The organism is Exiguobacterium sp. s6, assembly GCF_018618155.1.
GTDB classification, from domain to species: Bacteria; Bacillota; Bacilli; order Exiguobacteriales; family Exiguobacteriaceae; genus Exiguobacterium; species Exiguobacterium mexicanum_A.
This window is the reverse complement of sequence record NZ_JACSLN010000002.1, coordinates 97,770-120,503: the sequence shown is the minus strand read 5'-3', so window position 1 is coordinate 120,503 and position 22,734 is coordinate 97,770. Positions and strand designations below refer to the sequence as shown.

Here is a 22,734-nt window from a genome sequence, read left to right as displayed (position 1 = left end):
CTAGAACGGAAATTACTAATAGCGTGACGTCAATTAAAAAATGAAACGAAATCGAAGGAGGCACAACATGTCGGATCGCAAAATTATTGGGTTGTTCCATGACGAGCAAGAAGTAATGGATAAGGTGAACGAACTCAAACAAGCTGGGGAAGCAGAGAAAAACATGCATGTCGTGGCCAAGCGGGACGGGGAAATTTCCGCCTTGCGCTACCATACCGATGTGAACGCCGAATCGGGGATTCGTGATGTCAACTGGCTGGACCGTGTGAAAGCGTTCCTTCACGGCAGTGACCGCATTCGTGATGAATTGCGGAACATGGGACTCAGTGATGCGGAGGCTGAAGAGTATTATACGTCGATCGATGCCGGCAAATTATTGCTTTACATCGATAAACACTCATACGAACGCTATCCGAATATGTATAAGAAAGATAGTGAACTCGACCATGATAAAGGGGAAGAAGCGGATGGCATCGCCTTCGACGCGAAGCCATTCAATGATCACGACGAAGAACCTCGCGGTACGAAAGAGGACCCGATCGTCCGCGGACATTCCGGTCTAGAAGACCACCGTCGATTATAAGGAGGAAACGAAGATGAGTGAGAAACGGTTTATCAGCATGTATGACACACAGGACGCGGCACTCGGAAAAGTCGAGGAGTTGCGTGCGAAGGGCTATAAAGACTCAGACATCTATGTCGTCGCCAAACATGAAGATAACGTCTCGATTTTGCGTCGTCAAACGGACGTCCATACCGAAGCAGCACACCACGCCGGCTGGTTTGATAAGGTACGGGCTTTCTTGAGCGGACATGAGGACGTCCATGCCGGACTTCGCAATATGGGCTTGAGCGAAGACGAGGTGAAGCGCCACTACAGCGATGTCGAGGCTGGAAAGATTTTAATCTATGTGGATGAAGATTTCGAGCGTCGTCATAATGAAGGGCTGACGATCGATTCGTCACCTTATACCGACTCGAGACACGATACGAGTCACCAAGGCCACCATACGGCCGATGGGCTTGAAATCGATTCGACGCCGTATAATGATCCGAAATCTGACACGACCCGTTCGACCCGCTCAGATCATCACACGTCCGATGGTGTGGAGATTGATTCGGAGCCATATAATGACCCGAAACATCGTGACGCGAACCGGGACGATCGCCATACGTCTGATGGTGTAGAAATCGATTCGAAACCGTTCAACGAATCGACGGCCGACAATCCGAACCGGGCCGTCGACCCCGAGCAGGACAAATTGGATAAAAAATCCGAGTTGACTGACCGTGAGAACAAGTTGCGTGGACTCGATGACCGGGCCCTCCGAAACGATTACGAAGATCCAGACAATATCCGCCGTTTCTAATCAAAATGCAACAAGGACCTGACCACAACCCGGTCAGGTCCTTGTTTTACGTTAATCGGTTTTTCGGCTCTTCTCCTTCGAGCACGTTCACGATGGCTTCCCGATTGAGCGCCATCATGGCAAGCCTTGTCTTGATGGAGGCGCTGCCGATATGCGGCAACGTCGTCACGTTCGGGAGCGTCAAGAGTGGATGGTCCATCGCCACCGGTTCTTTAGCGAACACATCAAGTCCCGCCGCCCAAATCCGCCGTTCCTTCAGTGCTTCATAGAGCGCCGTCTCATCGATAATCTCGCCACGAGCGACGTTGATGAAGACCGCTGTCTCTTTCATTTTCGCGAACTGGTCTGCGCCTAACATCCCACGTGTCTCTTCGGTGAGCGGCGCGAGGACGACGACGAAGTCGGACTGTTCGAGCAACTCGTCGAGTTCCGCATAGACGAAGCCATACATCGATTCCGATTCATGGCGACGCGTCCGATTATGGTACAACACATCCATGTCGAAGCCGCGGGCCCGACGTGCGACCGCTTCCCCGATTCGACCCATGCCGATGATCCCGAGTTTGGCCCGGTACAAGTCCATCCCGACGTAACCCATCGGCGTCCACGATTTCCATTCGCCGTCTCGTAAATCGCGTTCTGCTTCCCCGAGCCGACGTGCCGTCATCATCATCAATCCGAATGCGAGATCGGCCGTCGTCTCTGTCAACACGTCCGGCGTGTTCGTCACGACGATGCCGCGTTCCTTGGCCGCTCCAATATCGATATTGTTATAGCCAACCGCCAAGTTCGAGATGACTTCGAGTTGCGAGGCCTGTTCAATCACTTCCCGGTCGATTGTATCACTGAGCATCGTCCAGAGCGCATGCGCTGACGCCGCTTCTTTCAACAAGACGTCGCGCGGGACGCTCTTCGCTTCTTCTTCCCACATGCGGACCTCGTACTTGTCTCGCAGTGGCGCCACTGCTTCTTCCGGTAACCGTCTCGTAATGTAAATGCGTTTCTTCATTCCGCCTCCCCCTTTGTCTTGTCTCGACCAGTTTATCAAACGTGTCGAATCAAGGTTTCTTTTTCGTTACTGGATTTTGCTCCATGAACTGCTCGAATAGCGAGCCGAAGTCACTGTTGAGCAGTTGCTCGATTGTTTTCGATGAGTCCATCGCGTTCCGGTACGCAACTTCGTTGATGGCGAGCCCGATCGCCCAGGTGATGCCTGACGCGACAGTCGCATTGATGACACTCGCGGCGGCGTTTGCCCCTGGGAAGAACTTCATGACGTTCAATAAAATTGTCTTCGAGAGCGCCCGACCGATTTGAGGGATGATGGTGCTCCCAATCAGCGTCTTCAACATATCGTCATTCGCTTTCACACCCCAATAACGGAACAAGTGAACGCTCATCGTCACTTGAATCGGCGTGAGCGCGATCGCATCGGCGAATGGGAGCGGGACCGCCGCCGCCGTCCCGGCACTGGCGACATAACCCGAGATGATCCGGTTCGCTTTCTTCCGTTTCAGCTTGAGCATCGCCTCGCTCTCTGCGTGGATCTCCATGAGCAGTCCTTCTTGGAGCGATTGGTCGAGTTGTTCGACAGACCAGGTGACGAGACGCTCCCAATCGAGATGGTTCCGAAGTTCTGGATCGTTCAACAGCTCTTCAGCGACACTCACTTGGAACACGGCCTGTTCCGGGACGACGTCCGCCAGTTCATTCCGGAGCGCTGTCAGTTCATCTAGGTCGACTTGATCGATTTGCGTCAACAAGACCGCGACCGACGTCGCTTCATTCAATTGTTTGATGAGCGCCCGATCAAGCGGCGTGACCCGTTTCATCGAGGCGTTGATGGCATACCAGACAAGATGAATTTGTTCGGCCGCTCCTTTCGTCTGGGCCCGTTCGACGAAACCGATGACTTCATCAGCATACGCTTGTTGCCGGGCACTCCCAATCTCATACCCTTCACTGTCATAAAGCACGATGGCGATGTCGTCGCTCATGAACTGATGGATCCCGCGCGTCACCGGCTCGCCGGCGGCGACTTTCGTCAAGTCACGACCGAAGACGTGGTTGACGACGGAACTCTTGCCCGACCCGGTCGCTCCCGCGATCAAGATGTTCGGTTTTTTTACTTTTCCGCGCAAACGGTCGAGTTCTTCTTTTAAGTCATACGTATCCAAATTGAATGGGACTTTTTTCTCCATGTCAGTTCCTCCTCATTGATTGAGCGTTCGGCCAAGCCGTCGCATCTCTTCCTCGAAACCACGGCGCACATCCAGCTCAATCGTCTGTTTAACCAACTCGTATTGCTGATCAACGGCTTTTTTGATACCTCGCTCCGCCGTCCTCCGTTTGAACGCCCAATAGATGAAATGGACGCCCGGGATCATCCCGAGCACCATCTTCCGAACGGTCCGATTGAATGAATAGTCAAACCCGAGCTCGACCCGACGTGTTTTGAACACAAGGTCAGACGGGGCACCGACGAGCGGATAACGCTCCATCAGTTGAATGTAGTGACGAACACCTTGGGCCATCGCGGACTCTGTGGTCTCGGCGGCCGCTTCGAGTGTTTGTTCCAAGTCTTTTTCGATTTGACGGGCTTTCCAACTGATCATCACTTGTGGCGTGATCATGCGAATCGTTTCAGCCGAACGGTAACTTCGAGTGCGCCACGCCTCCAACTCGATCAATAAGTGACGCGTCAAATTAAGCGGTAATTTCCGTTCGACGTCTCGCCATAAGTTGGTCCGATTACGTTGCCACACCGCCTCATATCCGATATGCGGTACGACTTGTCCACCGAGCAACTTCTTTTCGACACTGTTGACGCGAATCATCGCATCCCGTGAAATTCCGAGCTCACGCATGAGGACTGCTTCCATCGCCTCCGCCTTCTCGACGTTCATCGCACTGTCCGGGTTATAGTTCGTCAAGATGATCGTGACGTTGCTTCGCTTCGCATAGAGCGGTTTTAAAATGGCTTCTAACTCGTACGCCTCGACGCGTCCCGAGTTGATGGACAGTAAGTAATAGATCGTATGGAACCAATCGGCGATATCGAGTGCACCTTCCCGTTGATTGACGATGGACAATACCGCCTCATGCCATTCGTCGGATCGGTCCGCCTCAAGTCCCCATGTATCGAAGAAACGGAACAAGATGCCTCGCTCAAGGTCATAGTATTCATATTCATGCAGCCCTTCCGCCGTCACTGGGCTGCCGGCACGTGACTCGGCCACATCACGCCCGTAAATATAATTTAAAAAAGCGCTCTTGCCGACCCCGGTCTTCCCCGCAATTAATATGTTCGAGACAAGCCCCGTGTTGTCCATATGGTTCCCCCTGCATTCGTTATATAATAACCATTATACTAAACGGACAAATTTGAAACGTCCGACGGAAGGATGAGACCGATGTTACATCATGTCGAACTGTACGTTTCTGATTTGAACAAGAGCCTCATGGCGTGGGACTGGCTCCTCACTGAGCTCGGCTATACCGTCTACCAACAATGGGAAGAAGGAAGGAGTTATCGTTTCGGCGATACGTATCTCGTCTTCGTCCAAACCGAGGCCGATTATCTCGAGCCGCCGTACCATCGCAAGAAGACCGGGTTGAACCATCTCGCCTTCCACGCCGAGTCGATTGAGCAACTCGTACGTTTCCGTGAAGAACTGACACAGCACGGATTCACCGAGCTCTACGCCGATCGGTTCCCGCACGCCGGAGGACCGTCCTACACCGCGCTTTACTTTGAAGATCCGGACCGGATGAAAGTCGAACTCGTGGCAACGATGTGAACAGTTGAAACGGCTTTCAAAAAAGTTTGTGAAAACAATTGCAAACTTTTTGTAGACCTCCTAGACTTAAGTTGTCTAAAGGAGGCCGTGTTCAAATGGAAAAACAAGCTGTCGAGTATATGGAAGAAGCCGCCTATAAAAAAGCGACGTTGTTGCGTCACTCGTTCGGTCACTACGCACTCCGCTCCATCGTCGCCGGTTTTCTGATTGGAATTGGGGTCGTCTTTGCCTTCTCCGTCGGAAACATGTTCATCGATGTGCCAGGAACGATGCTGTTCGCGGGGATGAGTTTCTCGGTTGCCCTCGTCTTCATTGTTTGGACGGGCGGAGAGCTGTTCACGAGCAATACGATGTATTTGTATACGGGTGCGAAACGCGGACGTGTCGACTGGCGCGATTTAACGGCCGTATGGGGCATCAGCTGGCTCGGTAACTTGGTCGGTGCGCTCATCCTCGTCGGGCTCGTCATCGGTGCCCATAGCATGGGCGACGTCAGTGCCGACCACCTGTTATCGGTCGTCGCCGCGAAAAAAATGGGCGGAGACGTACTCGCGATTTTCTTGAAAGGGATTTTGTGCAACATCCTCGTCTGTATCGCTATCTTTATGCCGTTGAAGACGAAAAATGACGTTGCGAAGATTATGCTCACGATGCTCCCGGTCGTCGTCTTTTTCGCCGCCGGTTTCGAGCACTCGATTGCCAATATGGGCATCTTCGGGCTCGCGCTCTATTACGCCCCATCTGAGGCGATCAACCTCGGGCTGGCGTTGAACAATCTCGTGTTTGCCACGCTTGGCAACATCGTCGGAGGCGCTTTGTTCGTCGCCGGGACGTACGTCCATTTGAACGCGAAACCTGCCGAGAAAAATATTGAATCGATCCGTCAAAACGCATAAAAAGACAGGGGCCCCGATGCGCAGGGCCCCTGTTATTGCTTGATTGAATGAAATTAAGCTTTAGATGAGTCGGCAGCAGCCGCTTGGACCGCTCCTTGTGCGACTTCTTCTTCTTCGACATCCCAGCATTCCGTGTTCTCGATGCCGAGTTTGCGGGCCGAGAAGCGCGGGTTGAGACCTTGGGCACGCTGTTCTTCGTAGTCACGAAGGACTTTGAAGGCAACGCCGCCGAGAAGCGTGATGGCTACCAAGTTGATTAACGTCATCCCGGCCATGAACAAGTCGGCAAGGCTCCAAACGAACCCGAGGCTTGCGACCGATCCAAGGAAGACGAAGCCCATCGTGAGAAGGCGGAAGCCGAAGACGGCACCTTTACTCTTCTTGATGAACTCGATGTTCGTCTCACCGTAGTAGTAACTACCGACGATCGAGCTGAAAGCGAACAAGAAGACACTGACAGCGATGAAGGCCGGAGCCCATGAACCGATTTGTTCAGACAATGCGTTTTGAAGGAGTGCGATCCCTTCGCCATTCCCTGCCGCATAGCTGTCAGAGAGAAGGACGATGGCTGCTGTTGCTGTACAGACGATCAATGTGTCTAAGAAGACACCGAGTGTTTGCATGAAACCTTGTTTGGCTGGGTGTGACACTTCTGCCGTCGCTGCGGCGTTTGGTGCCGAACCCATACCTGCTTCGTTCGAGAAGAGACCACGACGAACACCCATCATGATGGCTGCACCGACCGATCCACCGAACGCTTGCTCGATACCGAATGCGCTCTTGAAGATCATACCGAGCACAGCTGGTATTTCTGCGATGTTCACAACGACCACGTAAAGCGCGATCACCAAGTAAAGAACAGCCATGATTGGTACGACGATTGCTGAGAAGTTGGCGACACGTTGGACGCCCCCAAAGATGACGAGTCCAGTCAAGACGACGAGTGCAATTCCACCAACAGCGGCTTCAAGACCGAAGGCGTTATCGAACGCTGCCGCGATTGTGTTCGATTGGACTGAGTTGAAAATGAGACCGAATGTGAAGGCAATCAAAACCGCAAACACAATACCGAGGACACGGTTGTTCAAACCTTTTTCGATGTAGTAAGCAGGACCGCCGCGGTATGCGACATCGTCTTTTACTTTATACACTTGCGCGAGTGTACTCTCGATCATCGCGGTCGCTCCACCGACGAGAGCGACAACCCACATCCAGAAGACCGCCCCTGGTCCACCGAGGGTGATGGCGACCGTAACCCCAGCCAAGTTCCCTGTACCGATCCGTGTTGCCGCTCCAATGAAGAACGACTTCGCCGAGCTGATGCTCTTACTGTCTGTGACATCTGATTTTTCGGTGACGACCCGGAACATCTCTTTTAAGTAACGGAACTGCATAAACCTTGTTTTGACCGTAAAGTAAATCCCGGCCCCGATCAATCCGACGATGAGCACGTACGACCATAAAATGTTGTTTAAAAAGTCGACGCTTCCTTGCAGCAAGTTTTGTACAGCTTCCATGAATAAGTTCCTCCCTGTTGTGTGAATCTAAAGTTGAAATGTTTTATGATGTCTTAGTTCTGAATTATACAAAGATTCTGACAATTAGCAATAATTTTTTTATAGGTCAGTTCACACAAACTTCATATGTTATATAACAAAAAGTGAGTGATAGCTTTATTTAAAGCGCTTACAAAGTTAAACCTAAGAAATAATAAATCTTTATTTCCCTACTAATTTTTGATGTCTACATTCAACTTGTTTCAAACCATTCGCTTTATGAATAGGTTTTATTATGAAGGTTATGAAACTATTTTCGTTCCCTTTGAATTATTTCCCTGATTCTTGAGTGAACCAAAACTTACCGGGTAATAAATAACTATAGGTGCGCACCTTCTATAACACCACGTTCAGTCATCAGGAGGAAAGAAGGGAACGAGATGAAGAAGCATCAAAAATGGTGGTCACTCTTGTTCGTGCTCATGTTCGTACTGTCGCTCTTGCCAATGAAAGGAGTCGTTGCGGAAGAAAGTAGTCAACAATGGTGTGTGTCGACGACATCGGACACGACAATCTATGCGGGACAAAACATCCCGATTGGTACCGTTGATTTTGAGTTCGTGACCGATGGGCTGAAGATTGTCATCGATTTGAATGACGGAGTCGTCTTGCAAGATGTACCGGAGAATATCAAGATTGATTTCCGTCTATTGAGCGGCTCATTGGAACGAGGAAACCCAGGAGGATACGACTTTAAAGCGTACTCAAACGTCGATCCGACCCACTTGCTAATTCCGTATGCGGACCTCGCGGGCTATTTAGGCGTGTTAGAGTCGACACTCAAATCGGACGGATTCCAATTTAACGTCTTCCTTCACTTGGATACGGTCGTGAACGGCTCTAGCGAGACGGCTTATCCTGGTGATCCGGGATCAGGTACCCCTTGGGTCCGCTACGTCACGTTGACGGTGGAAGAATGTACGCCACCACCGCCACCAATGGACGACTATGACGTGTATACGATCGGCTTCTGGAAAAACACATTCAACTTCGACAAAGTGACGTTCTCCTATGGAACGCTCATTACGATCGACGGCCAAACCTATAGCGTGATTGACGACCGTGAAGCACTAGCCCTGCTCATGGATCCTGCGAAAAAAGGAATGACCGAAGAGAAACGATTGATTATGCAACTGACGGCGGCAAAAATTAACGTCTTGTTAAACGGTGCTGATGTGCTCGACCTCGAACTCGTCTACGCCATAGACAATAGTGAAGTCGGGGTGACCGTCGGTGAGTTGCTTGCCGGTGCGGACGCGGCGCTCGCAAGCAAGGACATCGAACAGATGAAGTATTATCAACAACTGCTCGACCACTTCAACAATGGCTATTTCATCGGTACGTCACATGACTGAACAAACATGGACAAACAAAAAAAGCAGTCGCTCACTGAGCGGCTGCTTTTTAGATGCCCGTCCGTTTCTTCTGGTTGTTCGGCTTCTTCGTCAACTGGTTCGTCAACGGTTTCTGCTTCGTCCCACGAAGTCCTGTCGGCACTTTCGTATCGTTTTGTTTCTTCTCGGCGAGCTTTTGCTTCATCGCCTCTTGAAAACTTAATTTCTTTTCACTCATGTCATTCACCTCCAGCTTCGATCACTTTCACCCGACCGACCTGTCCATCGCTTAAGCGTACTTTAATGCCGTGCGGGTGACGCGGCGAGTTCGTCAAAATGTCTTTGACGACGCCTGACGTCAACTTCCCACTCCGCTGATCTTGTTTTAGGACAATCTGGACGTGGAGCCCTGGGCGAATGTCCGCGCGTTTCGTGCCATCCATACCCGACACCCCTTTCCGTATAGTCAACCTCTATCATATGCTCTTTTCCCGCGTTTGTCACAATCTATTCCACGATGCCGATTTGACTGACCGTTCTCGTCAAGTAACTTTGATCGGTCCTCAATCGACGCTTCGTTTGCCCCCACGCCGTCTCGACCTCGACCCGGCCGCGTTCAAATGAGATTGTCAAAATGTCTCGCCCGTCTGCATTTTGAAGCCTGGCTGCACCGTTCAACTCGTGATAGACGCGAGTCAAATCATTCGCGAACTGGACGTAATCATTTGTCCGAACCGTTTCTGGCTCCTGGTCGTGAACGAGCCGCAACGTGGTTCGTGACGCTTCCGCGATGACGAACCGGAATGTCGTCTCCTCGTTTCTAATCTCGAAGTGATGCATGATCCCACCTCCTAAAAAAAACACCTTCGACGTGAAGGTGCCTTCTCAATTATAAACGATACAACCTTGCTTCGAACGGCCGCATCATAAACGTTTCCGTCTCAATCGTCTCAGGGTCCATCTCATTCGTCAAGACGAGCGTCGCTTTGTCGAGACCAGGAAGCGTCGCCTCGGCAGGGTTTGCCGTCAAGTTCACGACGACATAAAATGTCTGTTCTTCAAACTTCCGTTCATAGGCGAACACTTGCAGATGGTCCGGCAGCAAATCACGGTAACTGCCGTACGTGAACGTCTCTTCGGCCCGACGAAGACGAATCATCGCCTTGTAGAACGATAGAATCGAGTGGGCATCCTTCGATTGGGCGTCGACGTTAAGCGTCTCATATTCTTCGTGGATTGGCATCCACGGCTTCGTCGTCGAAAAGCCCGCGTTCGGTGACGCGTCCCATTGAATCGGGGTGCGGACGTTGTCGCGCGACGTGCCCCATACGTGCTGCATCGAATCGATTTCGCTCATCCCGTTGGCAATCCGTTCGAAATATTCATTCTTTGTCGCCACGTCGTCATAGTCATGAATCGAAGGGAGCGGCACGTTTTTCATGCCGATTTCCTGACCTTGATAGATGAACGGCGTCCCGTGCATGAAGAAGTACATCATGCCGAGGGCGGTCGCGCTTTCGCGCCAGTAATGGTTCTCATCCCCGACGAGCGAGACGGCGCGCACCATGTCGTGGTTCTCGATATAGAGAGCGTTCCATCCCGTCTCGAGCAGGCCTTGTTGCCACTTGTCAAAGATTCGTTTCAATTCGACGACATCGAGCGGTGCCAGGCGTGACTTGCGCATGATGTCAACGTGGTCAAAGTGGAACGCCATGTTCATCGCCCCGTTGTCCGGTCCCATCCATAAGTCGGCGGCTTGCGGTTCAATCCCGTTCGTCTCACCGACCGTCATAATATCGTAATTGGCGAACGTCGCTTGTTTCATCTCTTGGAGATAGTCGTGGATGCCATCGATGTTCGAATACATCGAGAACGCCGTGACGTACGATTTGCCGTCTGGAGATGGCAACATCGTCTCGGTCGGCATCTTCTTGATGTGGCTGATCGCGTCGACCCGGAATCCATCGATGCCTTTGTCGAGCCACCAATTGATCATGTCATAGACGGCGCCGCGCACTTCTTCATTTTCCCAGTTCAAGTCTGGCTGTTTTTTCGAAAAGACGTGCAAATAGTATTGTTCGGTCGTTTCATCATATTCCCAAGCCGAACCACCAAAGATACTCGCCCAGTTGTTCGGGGGTCCCCCATCCGTCCCGTCGCGCCAGATGTACCAGTCGCGTTTCGGGTCGTCTTTCGAGCGCTTCGACTCGACGAACCACGGGTGCTCATCGGACGTGTGGTTGACGACGAGGTCCAAGAGCAACTTCATGCCGCGTGCATGGACGGCCTTGAGCAAGGCGTCAAAGTCTTCCATCGTCCCAAACTCTTCCATGATGTCTTCATAGTCTGAGATATCATAGCCGTTGTCATCGTTCGGGGACTTGTACATCGGGCATAGCCAAATCACATCGATGCCAAGGTCTTCTAAATAATCGAGCTTCTCGATGATGCCACGGAGATCACCAATCCCATCCCCATTTGAATCCTTGAAACTGCGTGGGTAAATTTGATACGCAATCGCTTCTTTCCACCACGTGCGGGTGACCGTTTTCTGTTTCTCTTGTTGTCTACTGACCATCGACTCCATACGCCGCCTGCCTCCTATATGTCATGATTTCTAGTTATATACTTGAACAGCAATACCTGTTTTGAGCTCAATCTAATCCTACAATAGCACTTGTGCAAGCGTTTGCAAATAATCAGACATAAAAAAATGCAGTCCGAGGACTACATTTTAGAGACGGTCGCGACTTGTTCACAAAACGCACCGATGACGTCGGCCAACCGCTCGCGATCATAATCCATCGTGGCCACATGGTACGATCGTTCGAGCACTTCCCGCTGTTTCGGTGCTTGTACTTGTTCGTAGAGCCATACCGAATCTTCTGGAGGGACGACGTTATCGATGGCGGAATGGATGACGCACGTTGGGACGGCCACCTCAGCCGCCATCGGGCGCACTTCCTCGATGAGCGCGAGCAGTTCACGGATGGCTGACGTCGGGACTTTGTCATAGACGATCTCATACACGCCCGGTGCACAGATGTCCGGTTCATCTTCATCGATGAAGCGACAGACGTCATCCGTGGCGTGACAGGCATAGCCCGGGACCGACAACGCCGCATTGATGGTGACGATCGCATCGGCATGACCGGACAAGGCCGCCTTCATCGCCAACGTTCCGCCCATCGACTGCCCAACGACGATGACATGTCGACATCGCTCGCGTAAGAGACGGATGCCGGCCTCCATCGACTCGTACCAGCAGCGGCGCGTCGAGTGCCGAAATTCTTCCGGGTCGGTCCCATGCCCTTTGAGCCGAGGCGCGTGGACGGTGAACCCTTTCTCCATCAAGGCGATCCCGACATCACGCACACTTTGAGGCGTCCCGTTAAAGCCGTGACACAATAAGATTCCTATTTCATTTCCTTCATAAAAAAACGCGCCCGCTCCCGGGATGACCGGATAAGTAATTGTCGTCATTCGTTTCCTCCCTATTTAATCCACAGTTAACCGATATACTTAATTGTATTAATGAATTGTAAGAGTTGGACGACGTCCCGTCAACCCGATTGACCTCTGCCTTGTTTTCTTCTGGCATGTAATCAAACTGTAATATGAACTTCGCGTTAAGTGGATTGAGTTCTGACGTCTGCTTGGTTATGTTTAACATGTAGTTGAAAAGTTGGTAAATGATAGTGGAATCCGTCAAACGATGGGGGAAGCATGAACGTATCTTCCTGGCATCAAGTCAAAGAATGTAAGCGCTATCATTTTTGTGTTGACTTAAAGGGGGCACCTGCTCAACAAAATGACCACACGAACTGGGACATCGTATCGGCCATCTACATAATCAAAGGGAGACTAACACATGGGGAAACCACAAGCACGTTCATTCAAACAAATGACCGGCCTCGCTTTATCGGCTGGACTCATCGTCAGCAGCATGACGCCGATTGCGGCAAACGTACACGCAGAGACGCTGAACGCTTCAGACCTATTCATCTCGGAATACGTTGAAGGCTCGAGTAACAATAAAGCGATCGAACTGTTCAATGGAACGAATGCGGCCATCGACCTCTCGGCCTATAAACTTGAACTGTATTCAAACGGCGGTACGGCTCCAGGCACGACCCTCAACTTGACAGGTACGCTCGAGCCAGGTGGCACGTATGTCATCGTCAACGCCAGCGCGAGTGATGCCTTGAAAGCGAAATCGAACACGACAAGCGGTGTGACGAACTTTAACGGCGATGACACGCTCGTCTTGAAAAAAGGCGACACGGTGCTCGACGTCTTCGGTCAAGTCGGATTCGATCCGGGTACGAAATGGGGAACTAGCGTCGCCACGGCTGACCAGTCGTTGGTTCGAAAAGATACGGTCACGACAGGGGATGCGAACGGCGCCGATGCGTTCGACCCGGCCACTGAATGGAACACACAACCAACCGATACGTTCACGAACCTCGGAGCCCACACGTTCCAAGGCGTCGACTACGGCGATGGCGGTACGGTAGAACCACCGGCACCGGTCACTCCGATCTCGATCAGTGACGCCCGTACGAAAGCCGAAGGTGAAACGGTCACGATTAAAGGCGTCGTCACGGCGAAACTGGCCAACACGATTTCGATTCAAGATGCGACAGGCGGCCTCTCGGTCCGTCCGACGTCACTCGCCGTCAACGTCGGGGATGAAGTCGTCGTCACGGGTGCCATCGGTTCGTATCGTGAACTGCTTCAATTGAACAGCGCCGTCGTCGTTTCAAAACAAGCGGCGAGCGTCCCGGCTGCGCAAGTCCTCACTGGCGAACAGATCAATGAGGACGTCGAGTCTGAACTCGTCACCGTCAATAACGTCACGCTCTCGGGCAGTGGTCAAAACTTGACGGCCACGGACGGAACGAAAGAATTCGTCGTGCGCGATGAGCGCGGCATTCTCGATTTACAGACGGACGTCAACTACTCGTCGATCACAGGAATCGTTCAACAGTTCGATAACACGTATCAAATCATCCCGCGTGACGCATCTGACACGGTCATCGACGCGTCGGTACTCCGTCCGGCAACTGCGAAGCCAGGTGCGGGCACGTTCGTCGGACCACAAGACGTGACACTCACGACGACGACAGCGGGCGCTGACATCTATTACACGCTCGACGGGTCGGACCCGAAAGTGAACGGTACGCTTTATACATCACCAGTCCGCATTGAAGAAACGAAGACGCTCAAAGTGGCCGTCAAATCAGGTGATGCGTTCAGCGCCGTGACGACGTTCGACTATAAAATCACGGACAAGATCCGCATCCACGACATTCAAGGCGCGAGCCATACGTCGCCGATGAACGGACAGACGGTCGAAGGTGTCGAAGGAATCGTCACGTACTCGTTCGTCTCGAACGGAACGACGTATTACTACATTCAAACACCTGACATGGAAGCGGACCAAGACGCACGCACGTCAGAAGGAATCATCTTGTATGGCGGCCGTTCGATTGCCGGCATCCAAGTCGGAGACCTCGTCAGCGTGAAAGGTCTCGTCAGCGAGTACGCCATCGAAGGATATAGCGACCGTCAACAGACGGACATGAAGATGACGCAAATCGATACACGTAACGGTGGTGTTGACGTCATCAAGAGCGGTGTCGTCCTCCCGACGCCAGTGAAAATCGACGAGTCGAACTTGCCGACCGAGTTCATCGACAGCGACGCCCTCGCCGTCTTCAACCCGGACAAAGACGCCATCGACTTCTGGGAGAGCCTTGAAGGGATGCGCGTCGAGACGGGCAACCTTAAATCTGTCTCCCCACAACAATACGGCGACCTCGTGACCGTGCTCGAAGGAACACCGACGGAGACGTTCAACGGTGGTGTGCTTCTTAAAAAAGATGACGCCAACCCGGAACGGATCCAATTCCGTCTCGAACCAAACGCGGAAGCGCGTGAATTCGATGTCGCGACCGGTGACCGATTCAACGGCCCAATCGTCGGAATCGTCGGATACTCGTTCGGAAACTACAAGATTCAAGCCTCACTCGACGAAATGAAAGCAGCCTTCGTCAAAGGCGATGCCAAGCGCGAGACGACGTTCATCGAAGCCGAAGAGGACAAATTGACGATCGCCTCTTACAACCTCGAGAACTTCTCGAATAACGTGAAGGAAACATCGGATGAGAAGGCACTTAAACTCGCGAAAGCGTTCGTCGAGGAATTGAACAGCCCGGACATCATCGGCGTGACCGAGGTTCAAGACAACAACGGTGAGGGCACAGGCGATTCTGCGGCCGACCAAAGCTATCAACGCTTGATTGACAATATCGTCTCGATCGGCGGCAAATCGTACAAGTACGTCAACATCGACCCAGAAAACAACAAAGATGGCGGTGCACCGAACGCCAACATCCGTGTCGGCTTCTTGTATGACCCGGAACGTGTCTCGCTCACAGAAGGCATCCCTGCCGGTGACGCAACGACAGCTGTCGGTTATGAGAACGGCAAGTTGACGCACAACCCGGGCCGCATCGACCCGCTCAACCCGGCGTTCAACAGCTCACGTAAACCGCTCGCGGCGCAATTCGACTTCCAAGGCGAGAACGTCGTCGTCATCGCCAACCACTGGAACTCGAAAGGTGGCGACACTGGCTTCTTCGGCTCGAAACAGCCGGTCGTTCTTGGCAGCGAAGTCCAACGGAAACAAATCGCACAAATCGTCCATGATTTCGTGGCCGATGTGAAGACGGACAACCCGGACGCGAACGTCGTCGCCCTCGGTGACTTTAACGACTTCGAGTTCTCAGACGCGATGCAAATCTTCAAAGGCGACTTGATGACGAACATGGTCGAAAAAGTACCTGCCGTCGACCGTTACTCGTACGTCTACCAAGGGAACTCGCAAGTGCTCGACCATATCCTCGTGTCGAACCACTTAGCGGCGACAACCGAGATCGATATGATCCACGTCAACGCGGACTTCACGGAAATGTCTGGTCGCGCAAGTGACCACGATCCGGTGCTCGCTCAAATCGACCTCACTCCGGAGCCGGAAGTGGAATTGACACGTTACACGGTCGAAAATAACCGTGCTGCTCGCCTCGTCCTTCAAGACGACTTCATCGGCGTGACGATCGGCAAGGGCACGAACTTCAAGAACGGTATCTTCGTACGTGGCGCTTACACGGAATTGACAGGTGACCCGCTTAAAAACATCGTCGTTCAAGTGAAACCGAAAGAAGCCGGTGCCATCATCGACTTCGACGGCGCAACTGTCAAAGAAGTCATCGTCGACGGCACGAACTTGGCCGAGATTCGTGGAGCCGAAAATGTGAAACGAATCAGTTACACGAAAGGCGCATCCGCGAAAACGGTCGTCATCAAGAAATAACAGTTGAATCGATTTTTCTACAGATTCCGCATGCCGCAGACAGATTGTCTGCGGTCTTTTGCGTTTTCATTCGCAAAATTCGGGGATTAAGTAGAAGATGCTGATTATCGGAGGATGACGTCATGGAGATGCATAACGGGAATTTATATTGGCCGATTACGGAATCGGAACAGATCGTCTTACAGAAACCAATCAAGAAAGAACGCTACGACGTACTCGTCATCGGCGCCGGCATGTCCGGGACACTGACGGCCTATACGCTTCACAAGGACGGTGTCGATTTCGCCGTCATCGACCAAGGGAAAGTCGGGGCCGGGAGTACGGCGGCGAACACGGGACTCATCCAATACTCGAACGACATCATGTTGCATGAACTCGCCGAGCAAATCGGCGAAGAGGACGCCGTCCGTTTCTATAAACTGTGCGCCGAGGCGGTTGATGCGCTCGACGAGGTCGCCGAGACGGTCGATGCCAAAGACGTCTACATCCGGCGCGACAGCCTTTGCTTTGCCAGCAGTGAGGCAGATGTCTCCAAATTGAAACGGGAGTATGAGATGCTGACGAAACATGGGCTTCAAGCCGAATGGCTCGACCGGGAGGCGTTACGCGCACGCTATCCGCTCGACAAACCGGCCGCCTTGATCACGAACGGGGACGCCGAGGTCAATCCGCTCACACTCAGCCGCCAAGTCGTCCGTTACTTGTCGACACAGGACGTCCCCATCTTTGAAGAGACGGACGTTACGGAAGTCGTCGCCGACGGAGACGACTGGCTCGTGCTGACTCCAGCAGGAACGTTCAAGGCGGGCCACGTCATCTTCGCGACCGGCTATCGCCCGGCCCCGCTCCTCGACACGCACCGAATCGAACTCAACCGTTCTTATGCGATTGCGACGAATCCCGTCCCTGATTTTAAAGAATGGGATGGCCAGGCGCTCATTTGGGAAACGAAACGGCCGTACCTTTATTTACGGACAACCGTCGACGGCCGCATCATCGCCGGCGGGCTCGATGAAGAGAAACCAGAGACGCCGCATAGCGAGGCGCTCATTCAAAAACGGGCCGAGCGGTTGCGCCAAGAAGTCGAGGCTTTATTCCCGATGTATGATTTGACAGTTGAATACGCCTGGGTAGCCTTGTTCGGTGAGTCAATCGACCAACTGCCCTTTATCGGGGAACACCCGGACCGCCCCAATCTCTTTTATTTACTCGGATATGGGGGCAATGGAACGGTGTACAGCATGTTAGGTTCTAAAATTTTGAGTGAGCTCGTTCGTGGGATCGACAGTCCCGATTCTCGAATCGTACGGCTCGACCGCACACGTTAATCCCCTGACATCAGGGGATTTTTTTATACATAAGAATTGGAGTGATTTAAATGACAACGAAACGTAAACCGAAATGGGTGTATCGTCTAAGGCGCAGTCTTCTCTTCATCCCCGCCATGATCTTGACCGCCTACGTCTGGCCGCATGAGTCTATCGAGGAGGAACGCGATGGCGCGATCACCCGAACAGAAGCGACACATGAGGAAGGACGCTATACGATCGAGGCGAGGCAGGCCGTGAAGGAAGACGAGGCCGTCCGCTATGCATATGACGTTATCGTCCACGGCCAACCCGACGTCGAGACACTCCAATCGATCAGCCAGGATGTGATCGACGAGGTGGCCGTACAAGACACGTTCCAAGCCGCCCTCATCCGTTTTTATGACCATGAAGCCTATATCGGTACAGAATCCCCGCTCGGCGAGGCCGTATTTGCGCCTGGTGGAGATTGGAGCCTTGCTGATACGGTAAAAGCCGGTTCTTATGAAGACATGACGTTCGGGTGGCAGTTGAAAGAAAAAGAATGGGGCACGCAACTTTCGGACAAGGAAGCACGTGTCTGGCAAGCATGGAATCGTGTCTATGAAGCGGAACAGTCGGACGATCCTGACTTGAAAGCGAAGGTGACCCGCACCATTTCCACGAAATACGACTTGAATCCGGAAACTGTCCAACAAATTGTATTAAAGCAGAATGTGTGGGCCGCTTTATAACCTGAATCCTCCAGAAAAATACATCGAATTTTCCTTTCTTTGGCTAAATATATAATTGTATAGACGTAACTGGTTGAACGGCCAAAGAAAGGAAGACGTTATGAAAAGATTGATGATTTTGTGGGTGCTGTTGTTCGTGATGGGTTCTACTATGACGCCACAGTCCGCCGTGGCTGCGACGACACCCCCTTATGAGGTGAGCGTCCCTTCCGGCACAACGCTTTATCAATTTGTCGGCAAGACACTCAAGCCGAAAGCGACGTTGCGAACAGCAAAGCGGTTCAAGGCGCTCAGCACGTCCGGTTATTACTATAAAGTCCAGGACGGAAGAACCATCTATTACGTGAAAAAAAAGCCGTCAAACTAGTGGCGACAAACCTGTCTTTGACGACGTTTTCTGGTTCGACGTATGCACGTCTGACCCACGAATATATGCGCTCGCTCACCCGTGGCCAGACGCCGTACTACTATGATGAGTTGACAGCCAAGACCGCCGTCATCCGGGCTGACGCAGCGATGAAAGGGAACTGGTATATCCCTTCCCCGCCCTATCAGCTGCGCGTCCCGAACATCGATACATACCGCTTCGACGTCAGCGTCCCGGAGGTCGACTCGAAGTCGTTCAAGTTCCAAATCCATTACTTCACGACGTTGAACCAGTTGACGCAAGCATACGCCGCGACCGGAAACACTGAGTATCTCCGTTACGGAAAGCGGATCGTGACGAGTTGGACCAAGCAATATCCGGCTGGGAACTACAAACGCTATCCATGGCCGTATCACGACCACGGCACGGCGATCCGGACGTTCCATCTGCTCAACTTCTGGAACGAGTTCCGCTCGTCCGCCATCAACACCGACCCAGCGTTCTCGCAACTGTTCGCCAAGACGCTCTATGAGCACGCGACGCTCCTCGCGACACCGAGCTTTTATAAGCCGAACAATAACCATGGCATGTTCCAAGACATGGCGTTGACCGCTGTCGCGGAGACGCACCGAAGCTTCTATCGTTCGTCGTCATGGCGTTCGCTGGCGACGAACCGGCTCACACAGCAGTTGAACCATAGCTTGAGCACGGACGGGGTCCACCTTGAGCACTCACCGTTCTATCAGATTTATTTATATGACACGCTCGCCCGTTTCAACGACTGGGCCGCCGCTAACCGGTTCGCCTTGTCGAGCCGGATGGGAGACGTCAAAGACATGCCTGGGGCGCTGACGTATATGTTGAAGCCGAACGGGACACTCCCGATGTTCGGCGACACCCCGTCCATCGTTCACCGTCCGGACGCGATTCCCTATGTCGAGCGTTATCCACACTTGTATTATGCGATGACACAAGGGAGATCTGGGGCGCAACCGTCGACACGGGTCGGCAAGTTGTCGAACCAGTACGCCTTCTTCCGTCAGCATTGGGGCGGTAATGCCGGTCCGTTCCACGACGCGGTCCAAGTGATGATGACGGCCGGCTATCACAGCAACATCCATAAACATGCCGACGATTTATCGATCGACCTTTACGGTTACGGACGCGATTTTATCGTCGAGAGCGGTCGTTACGCCTATACGAATCGACCCGAACGAAAGGTCGTCATGCAGGCAGCGGCCCATAATACCGTCCATGTTGCCGGACAGAACTTCAAATTGACGCCGAGCAACTTGCGACGCAGTCAAATCACTTCGGTCGGCGCTTCATCGACACAGTGGACGGCAGCCGGGACGAGCGGACTGCTCGGCCAGGGGATGACGCACACCCGTCGCCTCGCCTACGACCGCGACGGAACGGTGCTCGTGTACGATGACATCACGAGTCCGACCACGACCTCGTTCGTCCAGCGGTTCCATCTTGGGACCGGTTTGAACCGGGTCTCGAGCGGAAGCCGTCATGCCATGTTTAAAGACAACCAGAACCGCTCCATCCACTTGTTGCAACTCGAGGTCGGCACGACCCCGAAAGTCGCCGTCGGTGCGAGTTACGTGTCATACCGAGATTATGACTGGCAACGCCGCAATCAAGTCGTGACGACAAAGCGCGGCAAGCAAGTCGAGTATTTGACGCTGATTCATATCGGTGAAAAGACGACGAAAATCACATCCGCCACGGTCCAGACGACGGCGCGCCACTACGTCGTGCGCTACAAACTGTCGGACGGCAAGACGAAAACCTTATCCATGTTACGCTAACCTCCATTTTAAAAATGGGGGTTTTTTCTCGGTCGGTTAGGGAAAACTCGTTAAGTAGGCCAAAACGTGGCTTACAGCGCGTGTGCATACTTAAAGGGGAGGCAATAACATGGGGAACAAGAAAGAAGAGCAATTAAAACAACATATGATCGATAACGAGCAGCAAGCCGGGCTCACGACGAACCAAGGTCTAAAGATGGCGGAAGATGAGTTTTCGCTCAAAGCCGGGCGACGCGGACCAACGCTCATCGAGGACTTCCACTTCCGTGAGAAGATGACGCACTTCGACCACGAACGGATTCCTGAACGCATCGTGCATGCGCGCGGCGTCGGGGCCCACGGGGAGTTCCAAGTGTACGAGTCGCTCGCTGACTATACGAAAGCCGACTTCTTGAACGACCCGTCGAAAGTGACGCCGGTGTTCGTCCGCTTCTCGACGGTGCAAGGCTCGCGCGGTTCTGGGGACACCGTCCGCGACGTCCGAGGCTTCGCGACGAAGTTCTACACGGATGAAGGGAACTATGACCTTGTCGGGAACAACATGCCCGTCTTCTTCATCCAAGACGCCATCAAATTCCCGGACCTCGTCCATGCCGTGAAACCGGAACCGCACACGGAAGTGCCGCAAGGCGGAAGTGCCCACGACACGTTCTGGGACTTCGTCGGTCAAAACCATGAGGCGGCTCACCACGTGATGTGGGCGATGAGCGACCGCGGCATCCCGCGCAGCCTGCGCATGATGGAAGGGTTCGGCGTGCACACGTTCCGACTCGTCAACAAGGAAGGCAAGGCACATTTCGTCAAATTCCATTGGAAACCAAAACTTGGCGTCCATTCGCAAGTGTGGGACGAAGCACAGAAGGCGCTCGGGAAGAACGCCGACTTCCACCGCGTCGACTTGTATGAAGCAATCGATAAAGGCGATTACCCGGAATGGGAACTTGGGCTTCAAATCATCGCGGAAGAAGATGAGTTCAAGTTCGACTTCGATATTCTCGATCCGACGAAACTTTGGCCGGAAGAAGACGTGCCCGTCAAACTTGTCGGCAAGATGATGCTCAACCGCAACGTCGATAACTTCTTCGCCGAGACCGAGCAAGTCGCGTTCCACCCTGGCCATCTCGTGCCTGGGATCGACTTCTCGAACGATCCGCTCCTGCAAGGACGCCTGTTCTCGTACACCGATACCCAGTTATCACGTCTTGGAGGACCGAACTTCCATCAACTCCCGATCAACAAACCGGTCTGCCCGTTCCATAACAACCAGCGCGACGGCATGCATCAGATGGCCGTTCATAAAGGACAGACGAGCTACCACAAAAATGCGCTCAACAACAATCAACCCGAGCCCGTCCCAGCCGAGCAAGGTGGGTTCGAGCACTATCAAGAGAAAATCGACGGGCACAAGATTCGTGGCCGAAGCGACAGCTTCCTCGACTTCTATTCGCAAGCGAAGCTCTTCTATAACAGCATGACCGACGTCGAAAAGCAGCACATTCAAGACGCTTACAGCTTCGAGCTCGGCAAATGTGAGTCGGACATGGTCAAAGAGAACGCCGTCGATTTGTTGAATCGCATCGACCGTCACCTCGCCTCTGTCGTCGCTGACAACTTAGGCGTCGAGCTTCCGGACGAGAACAATGAAGTCGTCTCGGACAAGACCTCACCGGCGCTCAGCATGGCCAATACAATCGCGAAACCGGACACGAAGAGCGTCGCCGTCCTGCTCGCCGGAGACGTCGATGCCGCGCAAGTGAAGGCGTGGGTCCAGGTGTTCGCTGACAACAAGGTCAATTACAGCCTCGTCGGGAAGAAGTCGTATACGCTCGGCGACCTTAAAGTGAAAGAGACGTATGATACGGTCGATTCGAGCCTGTTCGATGCCGCTTTCCTCGTCAGCACCGCGACCTCGGTCGAGGACGACGTGCTCGAATTCATCGAGAACACGTATAAGCACTTCAAGCCACTCGCGCTACATTTGCACCACGATGAAGTGCTCGACCGCTGCCGGGTGAAGACAGATCAACCAGGCGTCTACACGTTCAAACAACATAGTCTCGATGGTTTCGATACGTTTATCGACGGCATCGCGCAAGGACGGTTCTGGGACCGCGCCTAATGTGAACAGTTCAAGGATTCGACCCAAAACGACGGGTCGAATCCTTTTTACGTGCT

At 52.8% G+C, this 22,734-nt stretch carries 20 protein-coding genes; 11 read left to right on the top strand and 9 right to left on the bottom strand.

Translation table 11 applies throughout. From position 1 onward, the window contains the following. Nucleotides 1–67 precede the first annotated feature (67 nt). The gene (locus KNP75_RS11560) at nucleotides 68–583 is read left to right on the top strand and encodes a YflT domain-containing protein (RefSeq protein ID WP_214797376.1); all 516 of its coding nucleotides are present in this window, start codon (nucleotides 68–70) and stop codon (nucleotides 581–583) included. Nucleotides 584–596: 13 nt separating this feature from the next. After that, nucleotides 597–1,370, top strand: coding sequence for a YflT domain-containing protein (locus KNP75_RS11555; RefSeq protein ID WP_214797375.1), 774 nt, complete (start codon nucleotides 597–599; stop codon nucleotides 1,368–1,370). A 46-nt stretch (nucleotides 1,371–1,416) separates the two neighbouring features. On the opposite strand, the gene KNP75_RS11550 is transcribed toward KNP75_RS11555, so the two are convergent. Genes KNP75_RS11550 through KNP75_RS11540 form a run of 3 tightly spaced genes read right to left on the bottom strand, consistent with a single transcriptional unit; the run spans nucleotide 1,417 to nucleotide 4,702 of the window. Then, nucleotides 1,417–2,379: a 2-hydroxyacid dehydrogenase gene (locus tag KNP75_RS11550; protein ID WP_034780487.1), complete on the bottom strand. Its 963-nt coding sequence runs from the start codon at nucleotides 2,377–2,379 to the stop codon at nucleotides 1,417–1,419. 49 nt (nucleotides 2,380–2,428) lie between these two features. Continuing rightward, entirely contained in the window at nucleotides 2,429–3,571 is a 1,143-nt protein-coding gene (locus tag KNP75_RS11545; protein ID WP_215190482.1) for a YcjF family protein, read from the bottom strand. A 12-nt stretch (nucleotides 3,572–3,583) separates the two neighbouring features. Continuing rightward, on the bottom strand, nucleotides 3,584–4,702 hold the full coding sequence (locus tag KNP75_RS11540; RefSeq protein WP_215190481.1) for a GTPase: 1,119 nt from the start codon (nucleotides 4,700–4,702) through the stop codon (nucleotides 3,584–3,586). A gap of 81 nt (nucleotides 4,703–4,783) precedes the next feature. On the opposite strand from KNP75_RS11540, the gene KNP75_RS11535 reads away from it, so the two are divergent. Then, nucleotides 4,784–5,170, top strand: coding sequence for a VOC family protein (locus tag KNP75_RS11535; RefSeq protein ID WP_214797373.1), 387 nt, complete (start codon nucleotides 4,784–4,786; stop codon nucleotides 5,168–5,170). A 95-nt stretch (nucleotides 5,171–5,265) separates the two neighbouring features. Then, nucleotides 5,266–6,066: a formate/nitrite transporter family protein gene (locus KNP75_RS11530; RefSeq protein ID WP_215190480.1), complete on the top strand. Its 801-nt coding sequence runs from the start codon at nucleotides 5,266–5,268 to the stop codon at nucleotides 6,064–6,066. 53 nt (nucleotides 6,067–6,119) lie between these two features. On the opposite strand, the gene KNP75_RS11525 is transcribed toward KNP75_RS11530, so the two are convergent. Then, nucleotides 6,120–7,583: an alanine/glycine:cation symporter family protein gene (locus tag KNP75_RS11525; protein WP_034780477.1), complete on the bottom strand. Its 1,464-nt coding sequence runs from the start codon at nucleotides 7,581–7,583 to the stop codon at nucleotides 6,120–6,122. A 419-nt stretch (nucleotides 7,584–8,002) separates the two neighbouring features. Between KNP75_RS11525 and KNP75_RS11520 the strand changes: the two genes are divergently transcribed. After that, complete coding sequence (locus KNP75_RS11520; protein ID WP_215190479.1) at nucleotides 8,003–8,977, top strand: hypothetical protein; 975 nt, start codon at nucleotides 8,003–8,005, stop codon at nucleotides 8,975–8,977. 49 nt (nucleotides 8,978–9,026) lie between these two features. Here KNP75_RS11520 and KNP75_RS11515 read toward each other — a convergent pair whose 3' ends face one another. The 5 genes from KNP75_RS11515 to KNP75_RS11495 all read right to left on the bottom strand — a co-directional run bounded on the left by KNP75_RS11515 (nucleotide 9,027) and on the right by KNP75_RS11495 (nucleotide 12,439). After that, a complete protein-coding gene (locus KNP75_RS11515) occupies nucleotides 9,027–9,194 on the bottom strand; it encodes a hypothetical protein (protein WP_200881508.1) in 168 nt (55 codons plus the stop codon). A gap of 1 nt (nucleotide 9,195) precedes the next feature. Next, entirely contained in the window at nucleotides 9,196–9,399 is a 204-nt protein-coding gene (locus KNP75_RS11510; protein ID WP_021067949.1) for a YwbE family protein, read from the bottom strand. Nucleotides 9,400–9,463: 64 nt separating this feature from the next. Next, a complete protein-coding gene (locus KNP75_RS11505) occupies nucleotides 9,464–9,796 on the bottom strand; it encodes a hypothetical protein (protein WP_215190478.1) in 333 nt (110 codons plus the stop codon). Nucleotides 9,797–9,845: 49 nt separating this feature from the next. Next, the gene (locus tag KNP75_RS11500; protein WP_483299395.1) at nucleotides 9,846–11,543 is read right to left on the bottom strand and encodes a glycoside hydrolase family 13 protein; all 1,698 of its coding nucleotides are present in this window, start codon (nucleotides 11,541–11,543) and stop codon (nucleotides 9,846–9,848) included. Nucleotides 11,544–11,683: 140 nt separating this feature from the next. Beyond that, nucleotides 11,684–12,439 carry an alpha/beta hydrolase gene (locus tag KNP75_RS11495; protein ID WP_215190477.1) on the bottom strand — a complete coding sequence of 252 codons (756 nt, stop codon included), beginning with the start codon at nucleotides 12,437–12,439 and terminating at the stop codon, nucleotides 11,684–11,686. A 388-nt stretch (nucleotides 12,440–12,827) separates the two neighbouring features. On the opposite strand from KNP75_RS11495, the gene KNP75_RS11490 reads away from it, so the two are divergent. The 6 genes from KNP75_RS11490 to KNP75_RS11465 all read left to right on the top strand — a co-directional run bounded on the left by KNP75_RS11490 (nucleotide 12,828) and on the right by KNP75_RS11465 (nucleotide 22,678). Then, a complete protein-coding gene (locus KNP75_RS11490; protein ID WP_215190476.1) occupies nucleotides 12,828–16,334 on the top strand; it encodes a chitobiase/beta-hexosaminidase C-terminal domain-containing protein in 3,507 nt (1,168 codons plus the stop codon). 122 nt (nucleotides 16,335–16,456) lie between these two features. Continuing rightward, nucleotides 16,457–17,662, top strand: coding sequence for an NAD(P)/FAD-dependent oxidoreductase (locus KNP75_RS11485; RefSeq protein WP_215190475.1), 1,206 nt, complete (start codon nucleotides 16,457–16,459; stop codon nucleotides 17,660–17,662). Nucleotides 17,663–17,712: 50 nt separating this feature from the next. Then, a complete protein-coding gene (locus KNP75_RS11480; protein WP_214708308.1) occupies nucleotides 17,713–18,375 on the top strand; it encodes a hypothetical protein in 663 nt (220 codons plus the stop codon). Between the two features lie 100 nt (nucleotides 18,376–18,475). Next, nucleotides 18,476–18,742, top strand: coding sequence for a hypothetical protein (locus KNP75_RS11475; protein ID WP_215190474.1), 267 nt, complete (start codon nucleotides 18,476–18,478; stop codon nucleotides 18,740–18,742). After that, a complete protein-coding gene (locus KNP75_RS11470; RefSeq protein ID WP_215190473.1) occupies nucleotides 18,742–20,559 on the top strand; it encodes a heparinase II/III domain-containing protein in 1,818 nt (605 codons plus the stop codon). The genes KNP75_RS11475 and KNP75_RS11470 overlap by 1 nt, the downstream gene beginning before the upstream one ends. 109 nt (nucleotides 20,560–20,668) lie before the next feature. Further along, nucleotides 20,669–22,678 (top strand): catalase, encoded by a 2,010-nt coding sequence (locus KNP75_RS11465; RefSeq protein WP_214754403.1) that lies wholly within the window; start codon nucleotides 20,669–20,671, stop codon nucleotides 22,676–22,678. The last annotated feature ends 56 nt before the right edge of the window (nucleotides 22,679–22,734 follow it).

Bases quoted from the DNA above. Each gene is read 5' to 3' on its own strand.
- KNP75_RS11490 (WP_215190476.1), top strand. From the start codon at position 12,828: ATGGGGAAACCACAAGCACGTTCATTCAAACAAATGACCGGCCTCGCT.
- KNP75_RS11540 (WP_215190481.1), bottom strand. From the start codon at position 4,702: ATGGACAACACGGGGCTTGTCTCGAACATATTAATTGCGGGGAAGACC.
- KNP75_RS11560 (WP_214797376.1), top strand. From the start codon at position 68: ATGTCGGATCGCAAAATTATTGGGTTGTTCCATGACGAGCAAGAAGTA.
- KNP75_RS11555 (WP_214797375.1), top strand. From the start codon at position 597: ATGAGTGAGAAACGGTTTATCAGCATGTATGACACACAGGACGCGGCA.
- KNP75_RS11520 (WP_215190479.1), top strand. From the start codon at position 8,003: ATGAAGAAGCATCAAAAATGGTGGTCACTCTTGTTCGTGCTCATGTTC.
- KNP75_RS11475 (WP_215190474.1), top strand. From the start codon at position 18,476: ATGAAAAGATTGATGATTTTGTGGGTGCTGTTGTTCGTGATGGGTTCT.
- KNP75_RS11515 (WP_200881508.1), bottom strand. From the start codon at position 9,194: ATGAGTGAAAAGAAATTAAGTTTTCAAGAGGCGATGAAGCAAAAGCTC.
- KNP75_RS11485 (WP_215190475.1), top strand. From the start codon at position 16,457: ATGGAGATGCATAACGGGAATTTATATTGGCCGATTACGGAATCGGAA.
- KNP75_RS11505 (WP_215190478.1), bottom strand. From the start codon at position 9,796: ATGCATCACTTCGAGATTAGAAACGAGGAGACGACATTCCGGTTCGTC.
- KNP75_RS11500 (WP_483299395.1), bottom strand. From the start codon at position 11,543: ATGGAGTCGATGGTCAGTAGACAACAAGAGAAACAGAAAACGGTCACC.
- KNP75_RS11465 (WP_214754403.1), top strand. From the start codon at position 20,669: ATGGGGAACAAGAAAGAAGAGCAATTAAAACAACATATGATCGATAAC.
- KNP75_RS11495 (WP_215190477.1), bottom strand. From the start codon at position 12,439: ATGACGACAATTACTTATCCGGTCATCCCGGGAGCGGGCGCGTTTTTT.
- KNP75_RS11480 (WP_214708308.1), top strand. From the start codon at position 17,713: ATGACAACGAAACGTAAACCGAAATGGGTGTATCGTCTAAGGCGCAGT.
- KNP75_RS11525 (WP_034780477.1), bottom strand. From the start codon at position 7,583: ATGGAAGCTGTACAAAACTTGCTGCAAGGAAGCGTCGACTTTTTAAAC.
- KNP75_RS11530 (WP_215190480.1), top strand. From the start codon at position 5,266: ATGGAAAAACAAGCTGTCGAGTATATGGAAGAAGCCGCCTATAAAAAA.
- KNP75_RS11535 (WP_214797373.1), top strand. From the start codon at position 4,784: ATGTTACATCATGTCGAACTGTACGTTTCTGATTTGAACAAGAGCCTC.
- KNP75_RS11550 (WP_034780487.1), bottom strand. From the start codon at position 2,379: ATGAAGAAACGCATTTACATTACGAGACGGTTACCGGAAGAAGCAGTG.
- KNP75_RS11545 (WP_215190482.1), bottom strand. From the start codon at position 3,571: ATGGAGAAAAAAGTCCCATTCAATTTGGATACGTATGACTTAAAAGAA.
- KNP75_RS11510 (WP_021067949.1), bottom strand. From the start codon at position 9,399: ATGGATGGCACGAAACGCGCGGACATTCGCCCAGGGCTCCACGTCCAG.